The sequence below is a fragment of the Microcoleus sp. bin38.metabat.b11b12b14.051 genome (assembly GCF_013299165.1).
GTDB lineage: Bacteria > Cyanobacteriota > Cyanobacteriia > Cyanobacteriales > Microcoleaceae > Microcoleus.
This window is the reverse complement of sequence record NZ_JAAFKD010000005.1, coordinates 1-23,758: the sequence shown is the minus strand read 5'-3', so window position 1 is coordinate 23,758 and position 23,758 is coordinate 1. Positions and strand designations below refer to the sequence as shown.

Below are 23,758 nucleotides of genomic sequence, written 5' to 3'. Positions count from 1 at the left end.
GCGACACGAAGCGTGCTACCATCACCCGTCAAGGGGTCAGAACGCCCGTGCCCGCGATCGACTGGCGAGACGCCCGTGCCACTACAAACACAGATAGATTTGGGTTTTTGCGAAAAGTTGATGGCGCGCGCTTATTTTACCCAGACTGTTTTAATGTTCACAAATTCGTGAATTCCTTCGATGCTCAATTCGCGTCCGTAACCCGATCGCTTGATGCCGCCAAAGGGCAATCTGGGATCTGATTTTACTAAGCCGTTGATGAATACGGCACCTGCTTCTAGTTCCGAAATAAACCGATCGCTCTCTTCCCTGACTGTAGTCCAAGCGGTGGCTGCTAAGCCAAAGGATGTGCTGTTGGCCAGGGCGATCGCCTCATCGATACCTGCAACCCGGAATACCATAGCTACCGGGCCGAAAAACTCTTGTTGGCGCGCCTCCGCATCCGGGGGAATTTCTGTCAGGATGGTTGGCAAGTAGAAATTGCCGGCTTTCTCTGACAGCGGGCGGCCGCCTGTCAGAAGTTTTGCTCCCGATTGGATGCAGGCTTGCACTTGATTGTCTAATTCTTTGAGGATTGCGGGAGTAGCCAAAGGGCCGATATCGGTTTCCGGTAACATCGGATCGCCTACTTTTAATTGCTCGAATTTTTCCACAAATCCTTTGATGAATTCGTCGGCAATTTCTTCTGCTAAGATAAACCGTTTAGCAGATACGCAAGTTTGGCCGCTATTGAGCATTCGTGATGTTACAGCCGTTGATAAAGCTGTTGGTAAATCGGCGCTGGACATGACAATAAATGGGTCACTTCCTCCCAATTCCAGCACAACTTTTTTCAAGTTTTTGCCGGCATTTACGGCTAAACTTTCGCCCGCTGGTTCGCTACCTGTGAGAGTTGCTGCTTTTACGCGATCGTCCGCAATGATTTTAGCTACTTTGTCAGCACCGACTAACAAAGTTTGAAAAACTCCTTCGGGAAAGCCAGCTTCCGCGAAAATTTGTTCGATTTTCAAAGCGCACTGCGGCACATTAGAAGCGTGTTTGAGCAAGCCGACATTGCCCGCCATCAGCGTCGGCGCCGCAAACCGAAAAACTTGCCAAAATGGGAAATTCCAGGGCATGACGGCTAAAATAGCGCCCAACGGTTGGTAACGGACAAAGCTACTGCTAGCGTCGGTGGTTGCGGGTACGTCTGCCATGAATTGAGCGGCATTTTTGGCGTAGTAGCGACAAACTAAGGCGCATTTTTCTATTTCGCCGATCGCCGATTTGAGTGTTTTGCCCATTTCCAGCGTCATCATTTCCGCGTAAATTTCGCGATCGCGCTCCAAGATATCCGCCGCTTTCTGCATCCAGATTGCTCGCTGCTCAAAGGGCAGGTAGCGGTATTTGTTAAAAGCTTGCTGTGCTAATTCCAGCTTAGCTTCAATTGCCTCATCTGCGATCGGCTCGAAAGTTAAGAGCGTTTCTCCCGTTGCCGGGTTGATAGTAGCGATAGCCATTGTTTGATCTCCATTTCAAAAAATACAAAACTCCCTGATAGTTGTGAAGCTAGTTCGGGAGTTGTATTGATGTATTACAAAATTGGAATTTACCAGCCATACTTTTAGGTCTTGCTAACTTGCAAGTGCCGGGTTTTGTTTAAATCTCTCTATGTCTAATTATAGTGCAAGGTATTAATCACAAATCTTAAGAAATTTTGTTGTTAAAGTTTATGTTGGCGATCGAACTGGCAACTGGTTCCCAGCCAGAGCCTGGGAACCCATATCAGCGAGGCTCTACCTCGACTGGGACGATCGACAATGGAGGCATCGAAGTGGCAACTGGTTCCCAGGCTGTGCCTGAGAACCCATATCAGCGAGGCTCTGCCTCGACTGGGACAATCGACAATGGAGGCAGAGCCTCCGGATCTCCGTTACCAGGCAGAGCCTGGTAACGAGTAATAGAATCAAATCTCCCTAAACAGGCTTTTCCTCGATGTAATTCTGCACGTAAGACTGATAGTAATACCTGCTGCCCTTATCGTTATTCGCCACCATTCCCAACAGCGGAATCCCCGCCATTTTCAAATCTTCAAAAGCCAATAACAGCGCCTCCCGCTCAGTTTGATGCAGCCCCACCACCAGCATCAATCCGTTAGTATGAGCCGCCAACAAATTGGCATCCGCCAAACCCAAAAGCGGCGGAGTATCGTAAATAACTAAGTCAAAATGACTTGCCAAAGCTGCCATTAAATGCTGCATCTTTCGCGAAGAAAGCACCTTTGTCGGATCGGGAGGCACTGGCCCGGATGTTAACACAAACAGATTTTCATCGCGGGGCGATCGCAAAATCACCTCTTCCACATCCAAATCCTCAGCAATCACATTGTGCAAGCCTTGCCAGTTGGGCAAACCGAGCATTTCGTGGACTTGCGGCCGCCGTAAATCCGCATCCACCAACAGCACCTGCTGGCCCATTGCCGCCGCCGCCCGCGCCAGATTTACCGCCACAGTAGACTTACCGTCAGCTACTTGACAAGACGTAATTACACAGGAATTGATCGGAGTATCAACGTTTAACAACCGAATATTAGCATTGAGCGATCGAAAAGCTTCTTGAAAAGCATCCGTCGGCACCGGCGAACTTTTCACATCAATCGTAGTTGTGTCAGCAGGCGGCAGTCTCAAAATTTTATCGCTAGCAGGAATTACCCCCAACAAAGGCAACCGAATCGAATGTTTGACATCCTCCGGAGAGTTGAACACAGTTTTATTATTAAACCGTTCCGCCAACTGCGCCGCCAGCATCCCTAACAGCAAACCAGCCAATCCTCCCAAAGCCAAATTCACAGGCATAATCGGAGCAACAGCCATCAACTCGCCATTTTTGTAGCGCGGAATTTCCGGCTTAGCAATAACTTCCCAAGCCACCTCTTTTTTGCCCACAGATTCAAGTTGTAAAGCTTGCTGTTTTGCCAGCAAACCATTCAGCGTACTGTTAGTCAACTCCGCCTCCCGCTGCAAATCCCCATAGCGCCGCAAAATCACCGGGAATCCTTGAGAGTATTGATTCAACTCCTTAGCAGCTTGTTCTAAAACTTGATTCCGCACCCCCAAAACCTGAATAGAATTAGCAGTACCGATAAACTGTTCGATTAACTTAATCCGCACCGGATCTTGAAAAGCCAGCACTTGCGAATTCACCTTAGCTAAATCATTTCCCAGCACCTGTTGGGCTTCTTTTTTCAACAAAGGAATCAAGTTTTTGCGCTGATCTCGCAACAATTGCATTTGTGGAGAGTTGTCTGTATACGTCGCTGAATTAATCGCAATTTGCCCTTCCAATTGCTGCAATTGAGTCAGCATTCCTTGATAGCGGGGAGCTTGACTCAGAGCCGAAGCCATCAGCGCTTGTTGTTGGGTTAATCCAAGCTGACTTTGCAGGTTAGCATAGAGCAATCTCTGCTGGTTAAGCTGCGTTTGTGCGTCCAATCTTTGCGCTTGAAGTTGGCTGATTTGCTGCGCCAGTTGTTGGGTTTGAATTTGCGGATCGATGAAATTGTACTGCTGTCGCAACTTTTGAATTTCAGTTTGCAGAGCTTGTTGACGCTTTTTCTGGTTGGGAATTTGCGATTTTACAAAATCCAGACTCTGGCTAATTTGAGTTTTCGTATCTTGCACGCTGTAGTTGCGGTAGCCTAGGGCAACTTTTTCCAAAACAAACTGAATTTTTTTGGGATCGTAATCCCGATATCTAACTTCGATAATCTTGGTATTTTTGAAGCGATTAATTGACAGCCTGGTTTGCTGAGAAAACGGCAAATTATCTGCTTTTTGGTTCAAAAGGTAGTGGTAATTTATTTCTGGATATTTCGCCCGCAACTCTTTGATAATCGGCGACATGACTTGCGGGCTTTGCAAAACTTGAATTTGCGATTCGTAGTCAAAACCCGGGCTCTCAGGCGTTGCGGGAGTCGCCGGTTGCAGTTTGATCTCGCCGGAGTAGACTTTTGCTAAAGTGTTTTGCGTAACCGCGGGTTCTACTAATAATTGAAAGCGCCCTTCGTACTCACTTTTTTGATTCAGCGTCCAGGCAAAAACTCCGGTTGTCACTGCCGCTGCTACGCCGATGACTAAGATGGAGCGACTGCGGCAAACTTCCCAAAAGCTTAACTGTTCTTCCTCTGTGTTGTTCCTGCCAAAAAATTGCTCTTCTTCATAAAGTACCGAAGATAATCTTTGTTGTCCAACCATTTTTTTATTTTGATTAAACAGGGCTATTTGAGATTTTTTACCTGGTTTCATTTGATTGCTACAACTTATTAGTTTAAACGTTTATACGACTGGCGCCGTTTCATCAACTTGGTTGCTAACTATCAAGCTTGTTACCAAACCGATTTTTTATCAAGCGGGTTGATGAAGCCTTAGCGCTAGTCTATTCAAATCACCGAAAAATATTGAACAACCGGAATATTCCCAAGAGTGGGCTCAGAGGAGCGAGAGTCCCGCCTACATTATCCGAGAACGTAGCGCGGCTCGATCGCCTTACCATAATTACATCATTATTTTGCAGTTTGGGATTGCTTTCCTCATTGGCGGTTGCTGAAAAATCCACCTTGACACTTAGCCGCGAAATACTACCGTTAGGATTGAGGCGAATTAAATCCACCGAATCCATTTGGGCCCGCGATTTATTGAAACCTCCCGCTGCTACCAGTGCTTGATTTAAAGTAGTGTTGGGCACCATAGCAAAAGACCCGGGTTTCACGATTTCTCCCACCAGACTAACCTTAATCGAATCCGGTGAAAAATTAGAAGTAGCAACTTGCGCGCCTTCGAGTGCATCAAGATTTTCGGCTTTGGGAACGATTACCGTATCTCCCTGTTGCAGCGTTAAATCTTGGGATACATCTCCCGCTTCCAAAAGTTGCCACAAATTCACATTAATAATTTGTTCGGTACCCGCCCGCGTCAGACGGCGAACTTGTATTTGTCTGATATTAGCTACCGGCGTAATGCCGCCCGCCATTTTAATCGCCCTAGTTACAGTTTGTTGCAAAACTATTTGCCCGCCGCCGTCGGTTTCCTTCTTTTCAAACAAACCAGAATCTGCACCCGATTCATTCTCTTGTACCTTACTTTGAACCTCTTTTGCCAGAGTATAAGTACCGGGGCGAGTTACTTCGCCCACTACAGCAATATTAATTGGTTGAGTGCTTTGCCCGGTAATGTTAGCTACTGCTAAAGTCGGTGCTTCTTGGCGGTTGAGGCTAGTGACTGTGGGAATAAATATAGTATCGCCGTCGCGCAAAGTTAGATCGGCGCGCAAATCGCCGTTTTGCAATAATTCCCACAAATCCACACTAATAATTTGTTCCTGTGCGTTGCGCTGGGGGCGGCGGATTTTGATTTGGCGCACGTCTGCTGACTGGGTAATTCCGCCCGCCATTCGCAGCGCCCGCGAGATTGTGGGCATTTGAGTGCCGATTTGCTCTGCTGTGCCTCCAGGCCCTGCTGCTGAAGATATTGTATAGGCTCCGGGGCGGTTGATTTCGCCGGCGATCGCAATTTGCAAAGGACGCGCCGCCAGCAGTTTCAGGGTAATCCAAGGACGTTTGAGATATTTGCCGTATCGTTCCTTGACAGCATTAGAAGCTTGTTCTAAGGTCATTCCAGCCACGGATAGGCTGCCAATTAACGGCAAACTCAGGGAACCGTCGGCCTGTACTTGGTGTTGACCGTTGGGGCCGCTGTATTCCGGGACGTTGAAAATATCCATTTGAATGCGATCGCCCGCGCCCAAAGTGTAAACTTCCGATCGTACACTTGCAGGCGCACTGGCCGGAACCGCCGGAAATCCCGGCGCTGCGGGTACCGGTACGGGAATCGGAGAAAGCGAAGCAGGAGGAGGGGGAGGAGGAGAATAAGGAAGAGGAGGAACAGAAGGAGAAGGAGGAGAAGGAGGAGGAGGAGGCAAAAACTGTGCCGCCGCCGGATACGACCCCACAGCAGCCACCACCGCTGACACTGTTAAACTTTGGACAATTAAATTTTTGACGGCATTACTTACGTAACAACCCAGCTTGCAGCTTTTGCTGAAAACCTCTCCCTCAGACCCTTTCTGGCAAAGATCAGGGATAAAATCTCGCCTTTCCCTCTCCTCCAAGGCAACCCAAAAGTGAGGTTGTTTCTCAAGTTGCACGTTGCGCGAAAAACTTTTCACCACCATCGCTGTTTGCCCCTATCCTCTTCCTACCCCGCCAACATCAAATGTAACCCAACTCTTCTAACTTGCTGAGAACTTTTTTCACACAGTCTGCCAAACTTTCTCGCTCTGTGTAACAAATAATCTCAGGATTGACAGGTTCTTCATAGGCATCGTCAATTCCGGTAAAACCCTTAATTTCTCCGGATCTCGCCTTAGCGTAGAGCCCTTTGACATCGCGCGCTTCGCACACTTCTAGCGGCGCTTTGACATACACCTCAACAAAATTTGGCTCGATCGCTCTAATTTCGTCGCGAACTGCTCTGTAGGGGCTAATAGCTGCCGTCATTGCCACAACTCCATTGCGGCTGAGTAGGTTCGCCACAAATCCAATCCGCCGAATATTAGTATCTCGGTCTTCTTTACTAAATCCCAAACCTTTTGACAAGTTGGTACGAACGACATCTCCATCCAATATTTCTACTTTGCAGCCTCGACCCTTCAATTCTGGTTCAAGCGCTTTGCTGATACTTGTTTTGCCGGAACCGCTCAGCCCGGTAAACCACAATATAAAACCTTTTTCCATTTTCAATTGCTTTGTTAGTAGTGAATGATCGAGAAATTATGCGATCTATTATTCTACTGTCCCTGTTCCCTATTTTTAGCTTTTTTTTTGATTTTAAATGCGATCTGTCTCATAATAACTAATTTATGACTTACGCTCACAAACCCGTAAAAAGCAAAAAATCGTGGATTACTGACGCTTATATCTACGAATCTACTCGGTTTCTACCATCGGCATTTCAGGACTATATTTTTTTATTAACTACAGATGAAGCCCTTGATGCAGAGGAAGAATATAAATCAATACGGTTCACTTAAGAATAATCGGGCTTGCAAAAAATGCTTGTATGGGTTCCAAGGCTCTTCCTTGGAACCCATACAAGCGAGGAAGAGCCTCGGCACAGGATTTGGAGGCTCTTCCTCCTGATCTGCGTTACCAGGCACAGCCTGGTAACGAGTAGAATTCGTCAAAAAGCGTTAAGTGAACCGTATTGGAATATAAATAGGCGAATAGGCGATCTAAAAGTGATTGCGGAACCAACAAAGTGCTGTATCTACGTAATTACCGATATATGATTTGTCAAGTCTTTACAAAGCAAAATTTAATTAGCCCCAACACCACACATCTATAGGTGTTCTCAAAAAGGTGAGGTACAGGTTTTGATTTTGGATTTTAGATTTTAGATTTTAGATTGGGGGATTGGGGGATTGAGGGATCGAGCCGGTCAATACCTCAGATGAGAGATCGAACTGCTATATCCTGTAACACGTGACGATCGCCATTAGTAATCTACAATTCTTCAATCTAAAACTTGTTCGCTCCCGACTTGTCAGCCAGCGTCTTGTCCGAAGAGCTCTCGCCGAAGCAAGCCGAAGGAAGTCGCATAATCTCAAATCCTATTGCCATGTCCTCAACCTTAAAAGCAGATGTTCTAGTAGTCGGTGGCGGTACCGGTGGCACCGCAGCCGCCGTGCAAGCGGCCCGCCGCGGTGCCAAAACTATTTTAGTCAGCGAATTTCCTTGGCTGGGAGGAATGCTGACGAACGCGGGCGTGTGTGCCCCCGACGGCAACGAATTAGCAGCCTTTCAGACGGGTTTGTGGGGTGCGTTTCTCCGGGAACTCCAGCAGCGACAGCCCGGTGGTTTGGATTGGGGCTGGGTCAGTTTTTTTACTTACGATCCCCGCACTGGTGCTGAAATTTTTGCTGATTGGGTTAAGTGTTTGCCGAACTTGCAGTGGATTTCTGGACAAAAAGCTCAAGATGTGCTAATAGAAGGCAACATAATTTCTGGGGTTCGGTTTGCCGATTTTACGGTGGCGGCCAAAATCACTTTGGATGCAACGGAATTGGGAGATTTGCTGGCTTTAGCCCAGGTGCCGCACCGCTGGGGTTGGGAATTTCAAGCCCAATGGGGAGAACCTAGCGCGCCGATCGCCCCTAACGATCTCACACAAAGGTATTCGGTGCAAGCTCCTACTTGGGTGGTTGTAATGCAGGATTTTGGCGAAGGTGCGGTGGCGCCCGAAATTCCCCCGCCGCCTGTTGACAATCCCGATCGATTTATCGGTGCTTGGGACGCTTACACTCCCGAACAATTTCTCAATTACGGCCGACTGCCTGGGGGATTGTTGATGATTAATTGGCCGATTCGTGGTAATGATTATGGTGAAGGAGTCGATCGACTAATTGAATCTGAAACATCCCGACAAGAATTCCTCCAAGAAAGTCTCTGGCACAGCCAAAGTTTCGCCCGCTTCATTCAAACCCAACTCGGCCTGCGCTACGGCTTAGCAGAGAATATTTTCCCGATTTCACCTACAGAAAATTCACAAAATTCTTGCCTGGTTCGTTCTGCTTTCGCCTTGCACCCGTACTACCGAGAAAGCCGCCGTTTGCGAGGGATAAGTACAGTCACAGAAACAGATATTTTGCCTGTTTTCGGTGCCAGAGTCGCGAAATTGCCGATCGATTCTCAGGGAATTTGCCAGACAATTGCGATCGGCAACTATGCCAACGATCACCACTACACTAGAGGCGACATTTTCTTGCAGCCCAAATCCATCCGCTGGGGCGGGCGCTGGACTGGCACTCCCTTTACAATTCCTTACGGTGCGTTAATTCCTGAGAGTACAGACGGTTTGCTAGTCTGCGAAAAAAATATTTCCGTGTCTCACATCGCCAACGGTGCAACTCGCTTGCAGCCTGTGGTGATGAATATCGGACAGGCGGCGGGGATGGCGGCTGCATTGTGCGTTGAAGCTGGATGTCAGCCGCGCGATTTGCCTGTCAGGGTTTTACAGGAAGCTTTGCTGCAAGATTCTGAGGCGAGGGCGGCGGTTGTTCCTTTATTTAATTTGACACCCCAGCGATCGGATTGGCTCGATCGGCAGCGCTATTATCTCGATCGACCTCAAGCATATCCCGCGAGTGGCGAATGTCCTTTGTCAGTTAAAAGCGATCGAGAAACCCGGTTTCTCAACGAAAGTTCTGTATTTGAAACCAGAACCTTGACATTTGAACCCAGTTTCTGCGCCAGTCCCAGCAGTAAAACAGCAAATAGCGAGAGCGAATTTTCGGGTATTTTCCGCCGCCTGGGCGCACAAGACTGGACGCTAAGCCTGACAAATCCCCCATCCTGGAGGGGTCAAACTTGGCAACTCGTGACTTTAGACTGGGAAACCGACCAATTTTTAGAGAATTGCGCCACAGAAACACCTCTGAGGGTATGGGGAAGGCTGAATGAGGCCGGTGCTTGGCTCCTGGCGGGAGCAGTAGCATTGAATCGGTGAGGTTTTTTGCAAAGTTCCGAAAATTGCCAGAAATCTCTCCTGATCTATGGGGTCAACTCTGTATCAGGTAATAGACACTGACACGGATACTACCCATGCAAACCTACACTGCAATTGCTTTCCTGAGCCTGTTGGGCATTACCTTGAGTGCCAGCGCCGCTAGTGCTTTTGAGTCTCCAGCCTCCATGCTCGAAACTGCCACGGCTCAATATATGTTGTCAGCACAAACTCAACAAAAGGGCGAGCGCCTGCCTGAGAGAGGCAGCGGACGCAGAAGCTTTACCGAGCCTAATGTTACTCAGGCGCTACAAAATTTCTAATGGCACGGGTCAAGTGATTGCCGCAACGCCAGTTGGTTCGCACCGTTGATTCGATCGCTCCATCTGATTTTCTGGGATTCTAGTCTTTCCGGTTAAACGGCAACTACACTTTTTGTTGACAGTCCTTCGGATATTCTTTTTGTATGAGAAATGCTAGCATATAAACCTATAACCGCCATCTACCTAGAGATAGACTCTAGTGGGTGGCGGTTTTGTCTGGCAAACGATACAATTCTGGGCCTCTAAGATGCTTCGATTGTGCCCCTCTTTTGCTTTTGCATTCTGCCGCTTCCCGTCTCGGCGCCGCCTCAAGTTCCTGTCGCAACACTTATTTACGTTATCCCCCCGCAGGTGGGGTTGAATTTTCAACCGCTGCACTATAATTAACGTGCGATAACTAACTTATATATAAGTAAATCCTGAGTGCTGAAGGTTCCGCACTCTTGTTAAATTCGCCAATAAGAACCACTTATGCGGTGGCGATCGCCTTTAAGCCAAGCTCCCAGCGCTCTCATGGAATTTAATTGGCTTCAATCTTAGTCTAGCTGGCAAGCTTTCCGGCGACAGTCGGCTATGCTTGATTCGGCGCTCTTGCAATAATTTCGTGGAGGACGACAAAATGCCTCCTAATTTGGCTATTTCGGGGATTGTGATGAAAAATGACTCTTTGGATCTGGTCAAAAGCCTCAGCCCTAGTGCAATGGATCAGATCATGCTATATCTGGCGTTTAGCGCCATGAGAACCAGTGGGCACAGGCACGGGGCGTTCCTTGACGCGGCCGCCACGGCGGCTAAGTGTGCCATTTATATGACTTATATGGAGCAGGATAACCTGCGGATGACCGGGCACTTGCATCACATTGAGCCTAAACGGGTGAAGGTGATTGTCGAGGAAGTTCAGGAAGCTCTGACTAAGGGAAAATTGCTGAAAATGTTGGGTTCCCAAGAACCTAGATATTTGATTCAGTTTCCTTATGTCTGGCTGGAACAGTATGCTTGGGTTCCGGGACGCCCTCGAATTCCGGGAAACAGCTTGACTGCGGATGAAAAAAAATATCTCGAAGGCAAGATTCCTGCGAATCCGCCTGATGCTCAATTGATCAACTCTTTTCAATTTATGGAGTTGATCGAGTTTCTGCACAGGCGATCGCAAGAAGATATGCCTCCGGAAAGGCGAATGCCACTGAGCGAAGCTCTAGCAGAACACATCAAGCGCCGCTTGATATATTCCGGAACGGTGACTCGGATCGATTCGCCTTGGGGAATGCCTTTTTATGCCCTCACCCGCGCTACTTACTCTCCGGCAGAGCAGGAAGAACGCACTTTTACAATGGTGGAGGATACTGCTAGATATTTCCGGCTGATGAAGGACTGGGCGGAAAAACAACCAAACGTCATGCGAGTTATGGAAACTTTGGATATCCCGCCTGAACGGCTCGAACAAGCTGTTGAGGAATTAGATGAAATTATTCGCAATTGGGCCGATCGCTATCACAAGCGTGGCGAACCAACAATGGTTTTACAAATGGTTTTTGGGCCGCAAGATGACGCTTAATGTCAGTTGTCAGTTGTCAGTTGTCAGTTGTCAGTTGTCAGTTGTCAGTTGTCATTGGTCGATCGCTTGACACGAATGACTAACGCTCAATAACTAATAGTCTTGGAGGCAGAAACCGGGTTTTTTACCGAAATACGGCGTTAATGCCTTGAATTTTCGTAAAAAACCCGGTTTTTTGGGTCGCGATTGCGTCCAGGATTGACTAAGCTAAAAAAGCTTTCCAGACAGAGGCTAGGACGATCGCGGCGATCGCTCCGATCAGCGTATTGAAAAAATTTACTACCTCATTCGTCAGCCACTCAAACTTAGATTGCACTGTCGCGCCAATCACGCTCTCGATGTTGGTAGCAATAAAAGCTGAAATAACACAAAAAGCAATTCCTGTCAAGTCTATTAAACCCACAGCCCAACTAACCAGCGCCATCAGCACCGAGCCGACAATACCTGCGATCGTTCCTTCCAAACTGACAGCCCCTTCGGTTCCCCTAGGTACAGGCTGCAAGGTAGTAATCAAAAACGTATGTTTCCCGTAAGCTTTGCCGATTTCGCTAGCGCAGGTATCAGAAAGTTTAGTGCAGAAACTAGCGACATAACCCAGCAACAACAGGGAAATCACATCTTGTGGCACAGCCCAAATCACATCTTGTGGCACAGGCATCTTGCCTGTGTCTCCCAAAATACGGCCTGTGTCTCCCAAAATACCGCCTGTGTCTCCCAAAATACGGCCTGTGTCTCCCAAAATACCGCCTGTGTCTCCCAAAATAGACAATGCCAAAACTCCCACAGCGCAGAAAGTAGCGGTTAAAGCCGAACCCCAAACATTTTCCGGGCCTCGGGCTCCGGAACGTTTTTCGGCAATTCCTTGGGCTTCTTTTTGAGCTTTGCCGATGCGGGTAACTCCTGATCCCACCAGAAAGTAGAACATCACCACAGCATAGCCTTGCCATCCCAAACTGCCCCAGATGATGACGCCCAGCAGCCAACCGTGGAGTTGTCCAGCCGGAGTAAGTAATTTTTTAGGAGCAAGTGTGGCGATCGCGAGTAAAAATGTATTCAGGGCGATCGCCACCAACCAAGGATTAGACCAAGATAAATAATTAAAGAACAATTCTGAATTCTGCATTTAGTACCTCCATGAGCCAAGTCTTATTTCATCTTGCCTTCCCCGTGACAGATATTGCCCAAACCAAAGCCTTCTACGTAGACGGACTCGGCTGCCAATTAGGTCGCGAATCCCCGAATTCTGCGATTATGGGTTTGTGCGGGCATCAAATAGTCGCCCACGTCAGCCGCGAAGCTGTGACGCCTCAGCGAGGCATCTATCCCCGGCATTTTGGGTTAATTTTCACTTCGGAAGCTGATTGGGAAGCGTTGTTAGCAAAGGCTCAGCAACACAATTTAAATTTCTATCAAGAACCTAGAAGGCGATTTGTCGGTTTGCCTACAGAACACCGCACTTTTTTCTTAGAAGATCCTTTCCACAATATACTGGAGTTCAAGTATTACTGCGAAGCTGAGGCAATTTTTGGCCGCAGCGAATACGCTGAAGTCGGCGATGCAGTTTAGTAGTTAGATGAGCCTCGTGGGGTGCGTCAAGATCAAGTTCTTTTTTGGATGACTGAGCATCTTTCTGTTGGCGCACCTTACCAGTTTTATCTTTCCCGGTCACTCATAACACAATAGGTTCGGGCGCTCTGAATTATTTTTCGGATTTGATGCGGACTAAAGTCCTCACTACAAACCTGTTTTGCCTTCTCTTTTTGGGATTTGATGCGGACTAAAGTCCTCACTACAAACCTGTTTTGAATTCTCTTTTTGGGATTTGATGCGGACTAAAGTCCTCACTACAAACCTGTTTTGAATTCTCTTTTTGGGATTTGATGCGGACTAAAGTCCTCACTACAAACCTGTTTTGAATTCTATTCTTCGGATTTGATAGCGAGTTAGTAAGCCGCCCCTGCTCAATCCTACTATAAAGGCTGTTTTGGCTGGAAGTTTTTGTCTAGATAATCTGCCATTTATACGGCTAATTCGTCGATGCTGGCGTTGCCCCAGTGGGGCGAAATATCGAGGGTGTAGGCTCACCAATCTCAATCTCTGAGATCGGCAAACATTTTGGGGAAATTTTTCTATTTTCTGAAATTTCCGTGAATTAGTAAGACTGGGTTGGGGCTGAAATTGCTATTCATTTTTAAGTATGAATTTTATTTTTAATAGGTGCTTTGAGTTCTGCTACTAATGCGTTAATACTTTGGGTTTCTGTTACCATTTGGCGGTGCAGCATTACGTTAAGTTTGACTTCTTTGCCTACTGGCATTTGGGAGCTGTTCGACGGTACAATCATGATGTCAAATGGCGTCCACATTGATGTAAAATTTATCCGTTTGAGCACGGTTACATCTTGATTTAAATCGCGCAGCAAGCCGCTATCGGGCCGCATATCGAGGTATCCTGGTAGGGCTAGGGAATAGGCGGTGAGGGTTCCTTTGTGGGGGGAAGATATGGTGATGAAACGCTGGACTCGGTTAATTCCTCCCAGTCGCTGGACGTAGTAGCGGCTGACGATGCCGCCCATGCTGTAGCCTACTATGTCTAATGTCTGTTCTGGATCGAAGGTTTCAGATATGTATTCTGCCAGTTGCTTCGCCAGTGAGTCGAGGCCGAGGCTGCCGTCGTTGGGGGTGAGGTTGAGGCTGTGAACTGCCCATCCGAGTTCGGTGAGGCGGGCGGACATTTTGCTGAAAATAGACTTTGTGTCCCAAATGCCGTGGATCAAGATGACGGGATTGCGATCGAGCGAACTGTTCATTTTGCCTAAAAATTGCTTGCCGATTACAGCATAAATTACTCCCCTAGGGAGTTTGACCCCTACTGGGACAGCTAGCGAATCGGATCGAGATATCGCGGGCAAATACCGAATATGTCATAAATTCTGAGATAATCGTAAATAAGTGCAAAGGTAAGACTGGCATTACTGAGTAAAAACTACTAGAACCTCTGCATTTTTTGACAAAAAATGTAAATTTTGATTAAGAAATGTAGACAAAGGTTGCCTTACCTCGTAATCTGACTTTGTTGACAAACTTGTACAAATTTCCCTAAAAGAACAAAAGGAGTAAGTCTAATGTTTGGTTTTATCAAAAATTTCTTCGGCGGTATTTTCAGCTTTTTCGCCGGACTGTTGGGCTTGAAAAAGTCTGAATATTTCCTAGATTTAGGCGAATCTTCGGCTAAGGAACCGGCTAAAGTTGCACCGGCGAAGGTTGAGCCTGTTGTTGCCAAGCAGCCTGAGCCTGTTGCTGCTGCACCGGCAAAAGTTGAGGCTGTGAAGTCTGAGCCGTCTGAACCGGCAAAGAAAGCTAAGGTAGAGAAAAAGTCCAAGAAAGAAAAAGAACCAGTAGCTAGCGTTCCTGCTAAGACTTCCGAACCCGCTAAGGTACCTGCTGCTGCAACTAACGGCAAAGTACCGAGTCAAGCTGAACCTGTTCGGACTTTTGCTCCTAATAATTTAATGCCAACACCAACTGGAAATCGTCGGAGTCCTGGCCCCAGCATGAACAATTTCCGCGAAATGGCCCGTCAGGTGAAAACCAAGTAGAACTTAGGGAATTTGATATTGAATAATTCCCAATACTGGGGTTAAAAATTAAAAAATGGGATTGCTAATTTTTAATTTTTAACTCTTTTTTTATTTCCTATTTCTTGGGTGTCTGAGCAAGATTATTCGTAGGGTGTGGATTCATCGACAATTACTCGCACAAAAAGCGACAATCTCATAGCGACGCACCTTACAGAATCGTTGAAAAGACAACCCTCCGTTTCACTCCGCCCAACAATTGTTGTGTAACAAGACTTTTTGTAAATGGTATAAGGTAATACGGTTCACTTAACGTTTTTTGTCCGCAGCGAGCGAGCGCGGCAATCGCAGAGACTATGACATTTCTCGGTTAAGTCAGGTGCGCGCTGAGCAATTATTTTCTTAAGTGAACTGTATTGTGGTAGAAGGTGCGTCGCCATGAGATTGTCTATCTTTTTTTAAGATTTTTGATAGCGACGCACCCTACGAATACTTATTCCTTGTTGATTTTTCTTCTTCCCTGTTTCCTTGGTTTCTGAGAAAGGCTAATCCACTGTATAGCTGGAAAGCCGGGTCCCAAGGAGTTTCGGCTTTGCGCTCGACTTCTACATGAGGGTCAATTTTGCTTAACATCTGGGTGTAATCCAGGACTGTATCGGCAAAAGGAGTAAATTCTGACCACACTGTAACGTCAAGTTGTTGCTCAAATATTTCTAGCAAGTGATTCCAGTTGATTCTGGTGGTACTTTGAGGGATTTGTGGGGATTTTTTGACTCTGGATGTTTGGTTTTTTTGGTTCGGTGAAGCTGGGATACTTGGTGAAATTTTGGTGAAGTCAACGCCTTGTTGAAATTCGTAACTTTGGTCGCAAATTCGCAGAATGCAGTGGCGGCTGGGAATGTGTAAGTCGCAGATTTGAGCGTAATCTTGCGTGATTTCTTTGTGGCGAAATTCATCGTTTCTGCGGTTGGGCGAGTAGTCCATAACATCAATAAAAATCGGTAACGCGCCTTCTACTATTTGGCTGACTTCTGACCATTTAAATTCTATGGAACCAAGTCTATCGAAGTTATCTTTGCAAACTACGGTTGGGGAAGATAGAGATTGGAAGTGTTGCACTCGGAAGATTTGGATTTTTTGAATGTCGGCTAGAGTTGCCCAAAATACGGGAATTCCGGCGTTGATGAGTTCTTGGCCGTAAATTCGCAGTTCGGCGATGGGGCCGGTTTTGTAGAGTCTCCAGCCGCGGCTTTGGATTTGCATCCGGGTTGTGTAGGCGTCGGTATTGAAGATTCTGCTGATGTTTTGTATGGCTGCGGGCTTGTCTTCGGGACTGACGGGTTCGAGGATCAGGAGTCCGGGATCGAGGCTGTTGGGGTCGTTTTTGGCGGTTTCGATTGCTTGTTGGCGCAGGTTTTGTTGTGCGGTTTCAATGCGTTGAATGCCTTGGCGGGCTTGGGAGACGATTTTGGGGTTGGTGATGTCGCGGAGTATTTGTTTGTAGGTTGTTTGGGCTTTTTCGGGGTTATTGGTGAGTTCGTAGTAGCGGCCGATGTAGTATTGTACCCAGGGATTTTCAGGGGATTCTTGTTGCAGTTGTTTGATGAGTTGGGCGGCGCCTTTGTAGTCTTGGCGATCGAGGGCGGCTGCTATTTGGTGGATGTCTGTCATGGCGGTTGCGGGAATGGGTGTGTTTCTATCTTGGCTGATGTTTGGTTGGTTCCGCCACTGGTTAACAACTTTCGCTCTTGTGTTAACTTATGGATATGATATGTAAGTATGACAATAATTGAAAAAATACGTGTCAAAATTGTACGCAATGATTTTGAGCTTTCACAACACGCAGTAAACCAAAGCATAGTTCGCGGTATCAGCGTACAAGAACTTCGGGAAGCAATAATGATTGGTGAAGTTATCGAAGAGTATCCCGATGACAAATATGGCCCAAGCTGTTTGATTTTTGGTTTGACTATTGCCAATAGACCTTTGCACGTTCAGTGCAGTTATCCATCTCGTCCTTTGGTAAAAATCATTACTTTATATGAACCAGAGCCGAAAATTTGGATTAATTTTAAGTTAAGGATAAATCAAAATGAACCCTGATATCTGGAGAGAAACAATGGTGGAACAAAAGGTAACTTACACGCTTGAAATCAAAGGTAAGTTTATTATTATTGAAAATGTTCCTGCTAGAGTGTGTTTGGAAACGGGAGAGCGTTTTTTTTCGCCTGAGACTGTGGAACAGTTGCAGAAGATGATTTGGGAAGATAGAAAGCCGACTAGGGTGATTGAAACACCTGTTTTTGAGTTTGCTTAGCGGTTGGTTTAAGTTTAGTTATAGTTGATTGGAATTAATGCTGAGGGTGTATGAACCTTTGCTGGTGCGATCGAGTCCTTGAACAATTATTTTGTAAGTGCCGTTGCTGGGCAATTTTACGGTAATTTGGGATTCTCGGTTGTTGGGGCGAACAGCTTTGATATCGACAATTTTATTGCCGCTGGGTGCGATGATTGTGACGAAGTGCTCGAATGACCTGCTTTTGAGGTCGATGGTGACGGATTGATTTGCACGTCCTTGAAAGCTGTGTTCGCGGTAAAAGCTGCCGCCCTGAAGGCTGGGGTCGCCGTCTTTGAGGGTTCCCCGCTGCTGTAGCAGGGACAGGGATGTGAGTTTTGGTCGATCGACATTCTTGAAATCTAAGGCATAATTTGTCATGGGTGTATCCAAACCATTGCCTTCTCTGACTGTGATGATAAAGGCTGTTTTGTTGTTGGGAACTTGTACTATTTTGTCAATAAAGTTAGCTTCTATTTTAGGTTGACTTACAGTTTTGGGCTGGTTAAAATTTGGTTTGGATATACATAGAACTACGGTTCCATCTTGATATCGGGCGCTATAGAATAAATACTGTTGACCGTTACTTGTAAATTCGTTTCTGCTAAAAATAGTGTATCTTTCAAGTTGGGGTAATTGTTGGTTGGGGCGGCAATTTTTATCGATGTAGATTTCGTTGGCGGGTGGCTGCGGTTGGGCTAAGACTGCTGGTGTGATCGCGGTGATAGCTGCTGAGATGAGGGTGAGGGTAAGGGGGAGGGTTTTCATAAATATTTATCTTTAGGGATTTTTGTCAGGCTTGGTGCTGAAGGCGCGGATACATTCTGCGAGTTTTTTTTCGCCAAAGTCAGGTAGTTGGCTGATGTTGAGTTGGTACCATTTACTGAAATCGAAGGGTTTCCCGGAGGAGAATTGCCATTTCAGGCGATCGTAACCAGGATCTGGAGGAGATGCTATTGTTTGAATGTTAAAAGTGTTCTGACTAATTGTACCTTTCAAACAGCTATTGTCGCTAGTATTGCTGCGGTATTCAAAGGCTATGAAAGTTTCACCTGTTTTCTGAAAAATCATATATTGAGTTGCTATGCGGTTGGCTTCTGGGACTTCTCCATAAAAATATTTGCCGTCTGTTAGGTTTTGCAGTGTCTGCGCGGGCTGGGCTAAAATGGGTAAGCAGTAAATGCTGAAGATTGCTAGGTTAGTGCTGAGTAAGGTGTACGATCGCATTTTGGTGATTTTTCCTTTCTGTTTCCTACCGCGGACGATCGCCTTACAGGAAATTAACCCCGTTTTAATACTTTTCCAATTCAGCAGTACGCGCTTTTGTCATCCGATCCAAACATTCATTGAGAAAACCTCGATAACCTGTACCGCCACGACTTCTATAGGTTTCAAATTCGCAGTTATTATCCCGCAGCTTAATCCAGCCTAACTGTGCTTCCACAAGGAGCGATCGCTCTTCACCCTTCAATTTAGCAAGCAGTTGCTTGTAAACGTCATTCAGTCGTTTGTCGGAGGTTTCATACCTAAACCGAATACAAGCCCTGACTTCCACGTCTCCTTGGGGGCGATCGCAATTAATCTGTTGAGCAATGGGAAAAGGCCCAGATTGTGCCAAAACTGATGTTGTTGCTAAAACTGCGATCGGTGCGAGCGACAAAAAGAGCGATCGGCTTTTTCTTAAACTTATTTTCATTCCCCCTGAACCACCTATTTTAGGATGTAAGTAACACAAGACTGATTTGATGCCTGGAATTTCAAGATTATTTTTAGATTTGGCGATAGATGCCGTGTTTTTCAGATTGCGAAAGTATGCTTTAGTGCTGCATCTACTGCCGCCATATTTGACCAAATACCAATTTTGCGATCGATTTCCACTTCGAGAAGCGTTACCAGATTGTCTGTCATGATTACCGAATCAGCCAAAAGTCGTGTTTGCTGTCCTTCCGGTGTTGCTAGGGAAACTAAAACCCGGCTGGGGTGTTTGGCGCGGGCTAAATTGCTAGTAATCATTGCTGTAATAGTTTGTCCTAAATTAGTCCCGAGACGATCGGCTTGGACTATCAAAACGGGGCGGCGCTTCGCAGTACGCAAATCTGCATTGGGAAACAGAACCAGCACTACGTCACCGCGCCTATAAATCATCGTAAACATCCATTTCTGGTTGTTCCCAATCCTCTGTAAATCGGCTCAACCTTACGCGTAAATCTCCTGCTTGTTGCCGATCGATACCGCGAGATTGCAGCTCTACTAACCCTGATTCGGCGAGAAATGTCACAATCACTTTTCCTTCAGGTACGTCGGCTGGAGTTTCCAGTAACACAACTTGGCCGTCTCGATATATACCCTTTACTGATTTTAACATTTTATTTTTATTCCTAATGATTCATTGACATTTTAGCTTTGTTTAGGATATCTAGCACCTCAGGGAATTTTTTTGGGGGATGGGCGCTTTTCAAAAGCGCTTCCCACCAAAGATAAAGCCACAATCGGGGCTGTTACCGCCCTCAGGATTCTGCTACCCAAAGAAACAGGTTCAAAACCAAACTCGATCGCCTTTTGCACTTCTCCATCTGTCCAGCCGCCCTCCGGGCCAATAGCAATGGCGATCGATAATTCCTGGGGTTCTTCCTCCGGTTCTTGCTCCCCCCTTTGTAGGGGCGGTGCCCCCGTGCCCGCCCTAGGCTGGGGGGGTTCTAAAGGGCTCAAACAATCCCCCAAATAGCGATTTTCTCCACGCGCCACACAAATAAATCGATGTTTTTGATGGCAATCTTTCACAGCTAAATCAAAGGAAACAGGCTCTACAACCACTGGCACAATTTGACGCTCGGACTGTTCTGCCGCCTCGGTAGCAATCCTGATCCAGCGATCGACTTTTTGGGCGCTCGGTTTGAGCAAAGTGCGATCGCTCGTCAGCGGCAAAATACTTGCCACACCCAACTCCGTGGCCTGTCTGACAACCTCATCAAAGCCGTTTCCCTTGGGCAAAGCCGCCATCAAAGTCACCTCGACACCAAGCTCCTTATTAACTGCGATTTCTGCTGTTATCGACGCAATCAAACCTGTTTCCTGGGCTTCTAGGACTGCTAGCCACCAATGTCCTCGACCGTCCATTGCAATAAATTTATCGCCCTGATTCAGTCGCAACACGCGATGTAAATAATGCTGTTGTTCGGGGGTTAAGTTGATTGTGCGATCGCAAATTTGGGCGGCATTAACTGCTAATCTTTGTAATTGAGGCATTAAATTTTGGATTATTCGTTTTTCTATTAGATTTTTTTTCTTTAACCGCAGAGAACGCAGAGAGCGCAGAGGAAGAGAGGAAGAGAGGAGATAGGTAGGCGGGGTTTTAAGGGCTCGGAAATAATAAAGGCAAAGCATTTACAACCAGATTTATGTTAAAAATCTAAGTTTTTTTCTGCAAATGCTCTGCCCTTATATTACTTTTGGCTGAGTTCTATTGAATACAATCGAAAACTGGCTTATCCTTCCTCCTTAATCTTCTTCAAATAAGTCGAAATCGCCTCTGTAGCTATCTGCGTAATCGGCTTGCCCTGACGGGCGGCTTCTTCCTTGAGTTCGTTGTAGATTTCATCGCGGACGCTGATCCGACGGCGGACTTTGCCACCGCCAGCAGTGGCAGTCTCGTTTTCATCGTCGTTACTAGACGTAACATCTAAATCATTAATCTCAGTTGTCATCGAGTCAGCAGATTGGTGATTGGTTACAAATTGACGGATAGATTCTAACCCAACGCGATCGCAAAAATCGCCAAAACTCTCGCTTTGTTGCCGTTTTTGCTTGAAATAAACAAAAATTGGCTCCAGAAAAGCTTCAAAATCATTGACGTGCAGCTTTTCCTCAATTGGTTTTGCCAGCCGCGTCTGTGAGGGAGAACCGCCCAGCCAAATCTGGTAGGATTCTGGGGAACTCCCGACAAAACCCAATTCTGCCATATAAGGACGAGCGCATCCATTGGGGCAGCCAGTCATCCGCACTACAAAATGCTCGTCTGGTAAGCCAACTTTGGTCAAGCTCGCCCGAATCCGCTCTAAAATGCTGGGAATCACGCGCTCGGATTCGGTAATTGCCAGCCCGCACGTCGGCATGGCCGGACACGCCATCGCATAGCGTACCAAAGGATCGATCGCAGTTTCTGCTTTAATGCCGCTGCGATCGAGTATTCCCTGAATTTCTGATTTGATATCTGGGGAAATATCGTAAATCGTGACGTTTTGGTGCGGTGTCACCAGCAGGGGCACATTGTACTTCTGCACGATTTCCCGCAAAGCCGTTTTTAGCTGAAACGAGCCTTCATCCTTAATCCGGCCGTTTTCTACGGAAATGCCGACAAACAGCTTGCCGTCGCCTTGTTCGTGCCAGCCCAAGAAATCAAAATACTTCCACTCAGGCAGCGGTTTAAACGCTTCTAGCGGTTTGCCAAAATATTCGGCTACTTTTTCTTGGAACCACTTGACGCCTTTGTCGTTAATTAGGTACTTGAGTCGGGCGTGTCGTCTGTCTGTGCGATCGCCAAAATCTCTTTGCGTTGCTACAATTGCCTTGACCAAATTGTAAACATCATCCTTGGCAACATAGCAAATCTCGTCCGCAACGCGAGCAAAAGTTTCTTCTTTATTGTGAGTGCGGCCCAAACCGCCGCCGGCAAACACGTCAAAACCTTGCAACTCGCCAGCTTCATTGGTAATTACCACCAAGCTCAAATCCTGAGAGTACAAGTCAATTGAGTTGTCTCCCGGTACAGTAACGGAACACTTGAACTTGCGCGGCATATAATGCTCGCCGTAAATCGGCTCTTCCTTATCCTCGCTAAAGATTGTGCCGTTGCCGTTTTGCTGTCTGGCGGCCTTAACTGCGGGGTCTTCCTCAGCGGAAATAGCCTTTTCGCCATCAAGCCAAATTTCGTAATAAGCACCGGTTTGCGGTGTCAGCAAATCGGCGACATTGTTGGCGTATTGCAAAGCATACTGGTATTCTGGGCGATTTTTGTAAGGTGCTGGCGGTGCCATGACGTTGCGGTTCAAGTCGCCGCAAGCTCCCAAGGTTGACCCCATATTTTTAATAATTGAGGAAAACACTGCTTTAAGATTTTTTTTCAGCACGCCGTGAATTTGGAAACCTTGGCGGGTTGTGACGCGCAGCGTGTGGTTTCCGTATTCTTCAGATAGCTTGTCTAATGCCAAGAATAGTTCGGGTGGAACTAACCCGCCGGGATTGCGGGTGCGGAGCATGAACTGATAGTCTTTTTCTTGTCCTTTAACTCGATTGTCGCGGTTGTCTTGTTGGTACGAGCCGTGAAATTTGAGAATCTGAATCCCGTCTTCGGTGAAGTGGGTTGTTTCTTGTAACAGTTCAGTCGCAACGGGTTCTCGTAAATAGTTGCTGCGTTCTTTGAGACCTTCTGATTTAGAGGGCTTGCGCGCCGCAGGGGTTGAAGTGGTAGATGTAATCATGGGAATGTGTAGTGCCAGTTATAATTAGATAAAGGTCGATCGAATATTTCTTGACAATCTGATATTTGACAAATTTGCACTTGACAAATTTCCTCAGAAATGCTGTGTCGGATCTGTTGACAACTCGGTTAACAACTAAGCTAATAACGGTAATCCGGTAGGAATTCTGATGTTGTTCTATTTTAACACGATCGAGCCGGGGCCAGAAAATTGTAATTAAGAGTTTATACTTTCGCTAGCATAACTCCCGGAAACTTTAGAAATAATTAACCTCAACCTTTAAAACTATGTCACTGTATGACGAAGACACCTTTGTGGTGCTAGAAACAAACCAGCCGGAGCAGTTTTTGACGGCGGCGGAACTATTAGAAAAGCTGAAAGCGGTTTTAGCCGAAGAACACGAAGAGTTGCCACAGGATGTGCTAAAATTCTCTTCTGTGGAAGAACAAGCCAAGTATTTAATTGATACTTATTGTGAATTAGATGTGGGCCCAGGAAATTTTTTGCAGTGGTACGCAGTGCGTTTAGAAAAATAATTTTGGGCATGGGGCATAGGGCATGGGGCATGGGGCATGGGGCATGGGGCATACCTCACTTTTTTGAGAACTTCGATATTAAAACAAGTGACAAATAATAAGTAACAAAGGGCATGGGGCATAGGGCATGGGGCATGGGGCATGGGGCATGGGGCATACCTCACTTTTTTGAGAACTTCGATATTAAAACAAGTGACAAATAATAAGTAACAAGTAACAAGTAACAAGTAACAAATAACAAATAACAAATAACAAGTAACAAGTAACAAGTAACTTATGCCCGATGCCCGATGCCCGATGCCCGATTACCTCACCTAATTGATAAAGGCTATAGTTAATCTAACTACTGTCAAAATTAGCATGGCTAAGCAGCGAGCGAAATCTGATTTACCGACTAAGATGTGTCCGGTGTGCGATCG

22 protein-coding genes are annotated in these 23,758 nt (G+C 46.5%); 8 read left to right on the top strand and 14 right to left on the bottom strand.

Annotated elements, in window-relative coordinates; all coding sequences use genetic code 11:
* Nucleotides 1-131: 131 nt before the first annotated feature.
* From QZW47_RS07540 to cysC, 4 genes are all read right to left on the bottom strand, one after another.
* Nucleotides 132-1,499: an NAD-dependent succinate-semialdehyde dehydrogenase gene (locus QZW47_RS07540; RefSeq protein ID WP_293125681.1), complete on the bottom strand. Its 1,368-nt coding sequence runs from the start codon at nt 1,497-1,499 to the stop codon at nt 132-134.
* A 456-nt stretch (nt 1,500-1,955) separates the two neighbouring features.
* Nucleotides 1,956-4,232 (bottom strand): tyrosine-protein kinase domain-containing protein, encoded by a 2,277-nt coding sequence (locus QZW47_RS07535; protein ID WP_293125679.1) that lies wholly within the window; start codon nt 4,230-4,232, stop codon nt 1,956-1,958.
* A gap of 190 nt (nt 4,233-4,422) precedes the next feature.
* Nucleotides 4,423-6,207, bottom strand: coding sequence for an SLBB domain-containing protein (locus tag QZW47_RS07530; protein WP_293125677.1), 1,785 nt, complete (start codon nt 6,205-6,207; stop codon nt 4,423-4,425).
* 37 nt (nt 6,208-6,244) lie between these two features.
* Nucleotides 6,245-6,769 (bottom strand): adenylyl-sulfate kinase, encoded by a 525-nt coding sequence (cysC, locus tag QZW47_RS07525; protein WP_293125675.1) that lies wholly within the window; start codon nt 6,767-6,769, stop codon nt 6,245-6,247.
* Nucleotides 6,770-7,652: 883 nt separating this feature from the next.
* Here cysC and QZW47_RS07520 point away from each other — a divergent pair.
* From QZW47_RS07520 to hetR, 3 genes are all read left to right on the top strand, one after another.
* Nucleotides 7,653-9,539 (top strand): FAD-dependent oxidoreductase, encoded by a 1,887-nt coding sequence (locus QZW47_RS07520; protein WP_293125673.1) that lies wholly within the window; start codon nt 7,653-7,655, stop codon nt 9,537-9,539.
* A gap of 95 nt (nt 9,540-9,634) precedes the next feature.
* The gene (locus QZW47_RS07515) at nt 9,635-9,859 is read left to right on the top strand and encodes a hypothetical protein (protein ID WP_293125671.1); all 225 of its coding nucleotides are present in this window, start codon (nt 9,635-9,637) and stop codon (nt 9,857-9,859) included.
* Nucleotides 9,860-10,511: 652 nt separating this feature from the next.
* Entirely contained in the window at nt 10,512-11,414 is a 903-nt protein-coding gene (hetR, locus tag QZW47_RS07510; RefSeq protein WP_293126143.1) for a heterocyst differentiation master regulator HetR, read from the top strand.
* 202 nt (nt 11,415-11,616) lie between these two features.
* On the opposite strand, the gene QZW47_RS07505 is transcribed toward hetR, so the two are convergent.
* The gene (locus QZW47_RS07505; RefSeq protein ID WP_293125669.1) at nt 11,617-12,537 is read right to left on the bottom strand and encodes a TIGR00297 family protein; all 921 of its coding nucleotides are present in this window, start codon (nt 12,535-12,537) and stop codon (nt 11,617-11,619) included.
* 11 nt (nt 12,538-12,548) lie between these two features.
* Here QZW47_RS07505 and QZW47_RS07500 point away from each other — a divergent pair, with 11 nt between their 5' ends.
* Nucleotides 12,549-12,980, top strand: a complete 432-nt coding sequence (locus QZW47_RS07500; RefSeq protein ID WP_293125667.1) for a VOC family protein — start codon at nt 12,549-12,551, stop codon at nt 12,978-12,980.
* Nucleotides 12,981-13,605: 625 nt separating this feature from the next.
* On the opposite strand, the gene QZW47_RS07495 is transcribed toward QZW47_RS07500, so the two are convergent.
* Nucleotides 13,606-14,223, bottom strand: a complete 618-nt coding sequence (locus QZW47_RS07495; RefSeq protein WP_293125665.1) for an alpha/beta fold hydrolase — start codon at nt 14,221-14,223, stop codon at nt 13,606-13,608.
* A gap of 315 nt (nt 14,224-14,538) precedes the next feature.
* Here QZW47_RS07495 and QZW47_RS07490 point away from each other — a divergent pair, with 315 nt between their 5' ends.
* Complete coding sequence (locus QZW47_RS07490) at nt 14,539-15,012, top strand: hypothetical protein (RefSeq protein WP_293125663.1); 474 nt, start codon at nt 14,539-14,541, stop codon at nt 15,010-15,012.
* A gap of 462 nt (nt 15,013-15,474) precedes the next feature.
* On the opposite strand, the gene QZW47_RS07485 is transcribed toward QZW47_RS07490, so the two are convergent.
* Nucleotides 15,475-16,662: a tetratricopeptide repeat protein gene (locus QZW47_RS07485; protein ID WP_293125661.1), complete on the bottom strand. Its 1,188-nt coding sequence runs from the start codon at nt 16,660-16,662 to the stop codon at nt 15,475-15,477.
* A gap of 108 nt (nt 16,663-16,770) precedes the next feature.
* Between QZW47_RS07485 and QZW47_RS07480 the strand changes: the two genes are divergently transcribed.
* The gene (locus tag QZW47_RS07480) at nt 16,771-17,094 is read left to right on the top strand and encodes a DUF4258 domain-containing protein (RefSeq protein WP_293125659.1); all 324 of its coding nucleotides are present in this window, start codon (nt 16,771-16,773) and stop codon (nt 17,092-17,094) included.
* Nucleotides 17,084-17,308, top strand: a complete 225-nt coding sequence (locus QZW47_RS07475) for a YgiT-type zinc finger protein (protein ID WP_293125657.1) — start codon at nt 17,084-17,086, stop codon at nt 17,306-17,308. The genes QZW47_RS07480 and QZW47_RS07475 overlap by 11 nt, the downstream gene beginning before the upstream one ends.
* Nucleotides 17,309-17,326: 18 nt before the next feature.
* On the opposite strand, the gene QZW47_RS07470 is transcribed toward QZW47_RS07475, so the two are convergent.
* The 7 genes from QZW47_RS07470 to sir all read right to left on the bottom strand — a co-directional run bounded on the left by QZW47_RS07470 (nt 17,327) and on the right by sir (nt 22,803).
* Nucleotides 17,327-18,094: a PPC domain-containing protein gene (locus tag QZW47_RS07470; protein WP_293125655.1), complete on the bottom strand. Its 768-nt coding sequence runs from the start codon at nt 18,092-18,094 to the stop codon at nt 17,327-17,329.
* Nucleotides 18,095-18,106: 12 nt separating this feature from the next.
* Nucleotides 18,107-18,553: a hypothetical protein gene (locus QZW47_RS07465; RefSeq protein ID WP_293125653.1), complete on the bottom strand. Its 447-nt coding sequence runs from the start codon at nt 18,551-18,553 to the stop codon at nt 18,107-18,109.
* Nucleotides 18,554-18,617: 64 nt separating this feature from the next.
* Complete coding sequence (locus QZW47_RS07460; RefSeq protein WP_293125651.1) at nt 18,618-19,022, bottom strand: lysozyme inhibitor LprI family protein; 405 nt, start codon at nt 19,020-19,022, stop codon at nt 18,618-18,620.
* 101 nt (nt 19,023-19,123) lie between these two features.
* Nucleotides 19,124-19,480: a type II toxin-antitoxin system PemK/MazF family toxin gene (locus QZW47_RS07455; RefSeq protein WP_293125649.1), complete on the bottom strand. Its 357-nt coding sequence runs from the start codon at nt 19,478-19,480 to the stop codon at nt 19,124-19,126.
* On the bottom strand, nt 19,461-19,691 hold the full coding sequence (locus QZW47_RS07450) for a hypothetical protein (RefSeq protein WP_293125647.1): 231 nt from the start codon (nt 19,689-19,691) through the stop codon (nt 19,461-19,463). The genes QZW47_RS07455 and QZW47_RS07450 overlap by 20 nt, the downstream gene beginning before the upstream one ends.
* Before the next feature lie 59 nt (nt 19,692-19,750).
* The gene (locus QZW47_RS07445; protein WP_293125645.1) at nt 19,751-20,572 is read right to left on the bottom strand and encodes a 16S rRNA (uracil(1498)-N(3))-methyltransferase; all 822 of its coding nucleotides are present in this window, start codon (nt 20,570-20,572) and stop codon (nt 19,751-19,753) included.
* Nucleotides 20,573-20,811: 239 nt separating this feature from the next.
* A complete protein-coding gene (gene sir / locus QZW47_RS07440) occupies nt 20,812-22,803 on the bottom strand; it encodes a sulfite reductase, ferredoxin dependent (RefSeq protein ID WP_293125643.1) in 1,992 nt (663 codons plus the stop codon).
* A 287-nt stretch (nt 22,804-23,090) separates the two neighbouring features.
* On the opposite strand from sir, the gene QZW47_RS07435 reads away from it, so the two are divergent.
* Complete coding sequence (locus tag QZW47_RS07435) at nt 23,091-23,339, top strand: chlororespiratory reduction protein 7 (RefSeq protein WP_293125641.1); 249 nt, start codon at nt 23,091-23,093, stop codon at nt 23,337-23,339.
* Nucleotides 23,340-23,758 lie beyond the last annotated feature (419 nt).

Coding starts and splice junctions, on each gene's coding strand:
- QZW47_RS07540 (WP_293125681.1), bottom strand. CDS start 1,499: ATGGCTATCGCTACTATCAACCCGGCAACGGGAGAAACGCTCTTAACT.
- QZW47_RS07535 (WP_293125679.1), bottom strand. CDS start 4,232: ATGGTTGGACAACAAAGATTATCTTCGGTACTTTATGAAGAAGAGCAA.
- QZW47_RS07530 (WP_293125677.1), bottom strand. CDS start 6,207: ATGGTGGTGAAAAGTTTTTCGCGCAACGTGCAACTTGAGAAACAACCT.
- cysC (WP_293125675.1), bottom strand. CDS start 6,769: ATGGAAAAAGGTTTTATATTGTGGTTTACCGGGCTGAGCGGTTCCGGC.
- QZW47_RS07520 (WP_293125673.1), top strand. CDS start 7,653: ATGTCCTCAACCTTAAAAGCAGATGTTCTAGTAGTCGGTGGCGGTACC.
- QZW47_RS07515 (WP_293125671.1), top strand. CDS start 9,635: ATGCAAACCTACACTGCAATTGCTTTCCTGAGCCTGTTGGGCATTACC.
- hetR (WP_293126143.1), top strand. CDS start 10,512: ATGAAAAATGACTCTTTGGATCTGGTCAAAAGCCTCAGCCCTAGTGCA.
- QZW47_RS07505 (WP_293125669.1), bottom strand. CDS start 12,537: ATGCAGAATTCAGAATTGTTCTTTAATTATTTATCTTGGTCTAATCCT.
- QZW47_RS07500 (WP_293125667.1), top strand. CDS start 12,549: ATGAGCCAAGTCTTATTTCATCTTGCCTTCCCCGTGACAGATATTGCC.
- QZW47_RS07495 (WP_293125665.1), bottom strand. CDS start 14,223: ATGAACAGTTCGCTCGATCGCAATCCCGTCATCTTGATCCACGGCATT.
- QZW47_RS07490 (WP_293125663.1), top strand. CDS start 14,539: ATGTTTGGTTTTATCAAAAATTTCTTCGGCGGTATTTTCAGCTTTTTC.
- QZW47_RS07485 (WP_293125661.1), bottom strand. CDS start 16,662: ATGACAGACATCCACCAAATAGCAGCCGCCCTCGATCGCCAAGACTAC.
- QZW47_RS07480 (WP_293125659.1), top strand. CDS start 16,771: ATGACAATAATTGAAAAAATACGTGTCAAAATTGTACGCAATGATTTT.
- QZW47_RS07475 (WP_293125657.1), top strand. CDS start 17,084: ATGAACCCTGATATCTGGAGAGAAACAATGGTGGAACAAAAGGTAACT.
- QZW47_RS07470 (WP_293125655.1), bottom strand. CDS start 18,094: ATGAAAACCCTCCCCCTTACCCTCACCCTCATCTCAGCAGCTATCACC.
- QZW47_RS07465 (WP_293125653.1), bottom strand. CDS start 18,553: ATGCGATCGTACACCTTACTCAGCACTAACCTAGCAATCTTCAGCATT.
- QZW47_RS07460 (WP_293125651.1), bottom strand. CDS start 19,022: ATGAAAATAAGTTTAAGAAAAAGCCGATCGCTCTTTTTGTCGCTCGCA.
- QZW47_RS07455 (WP_293125649.1), bottom strand. CDS start 19,480: ATGTTTACGATGATTTATAGGCGCGGTGACGTAGTGCTGGTTCTGTTT.
- QZW47_RS07450 (WP_293125647.1), bottom strand. CDS start 19,691: ATGTTAAAATCAGTAAAGGGTATATATCGAGACGGCCAAGTTGTGTTA.
- QZW47_RS07445 (WP_293125645.1), bottom strand. CDS start 20,572: ATGCCTCAATTACAAAGATTAGCAGTTAATGCCGCCCAAATTTGCGAT.
- sir (WP_293125643.1), bottom strand. CDS start 22,803: ATGATTACATCTACCACTTCAACCCCTGCGGCGCGCAAGCCCTCTAAA.
- QZW47_RS07435 (WP_293125641.1), top strand. CDS start 23,091: ATGTCACTGTATGACGAAGACACCTTTGTGGTGCTAGAAACAAACCAG.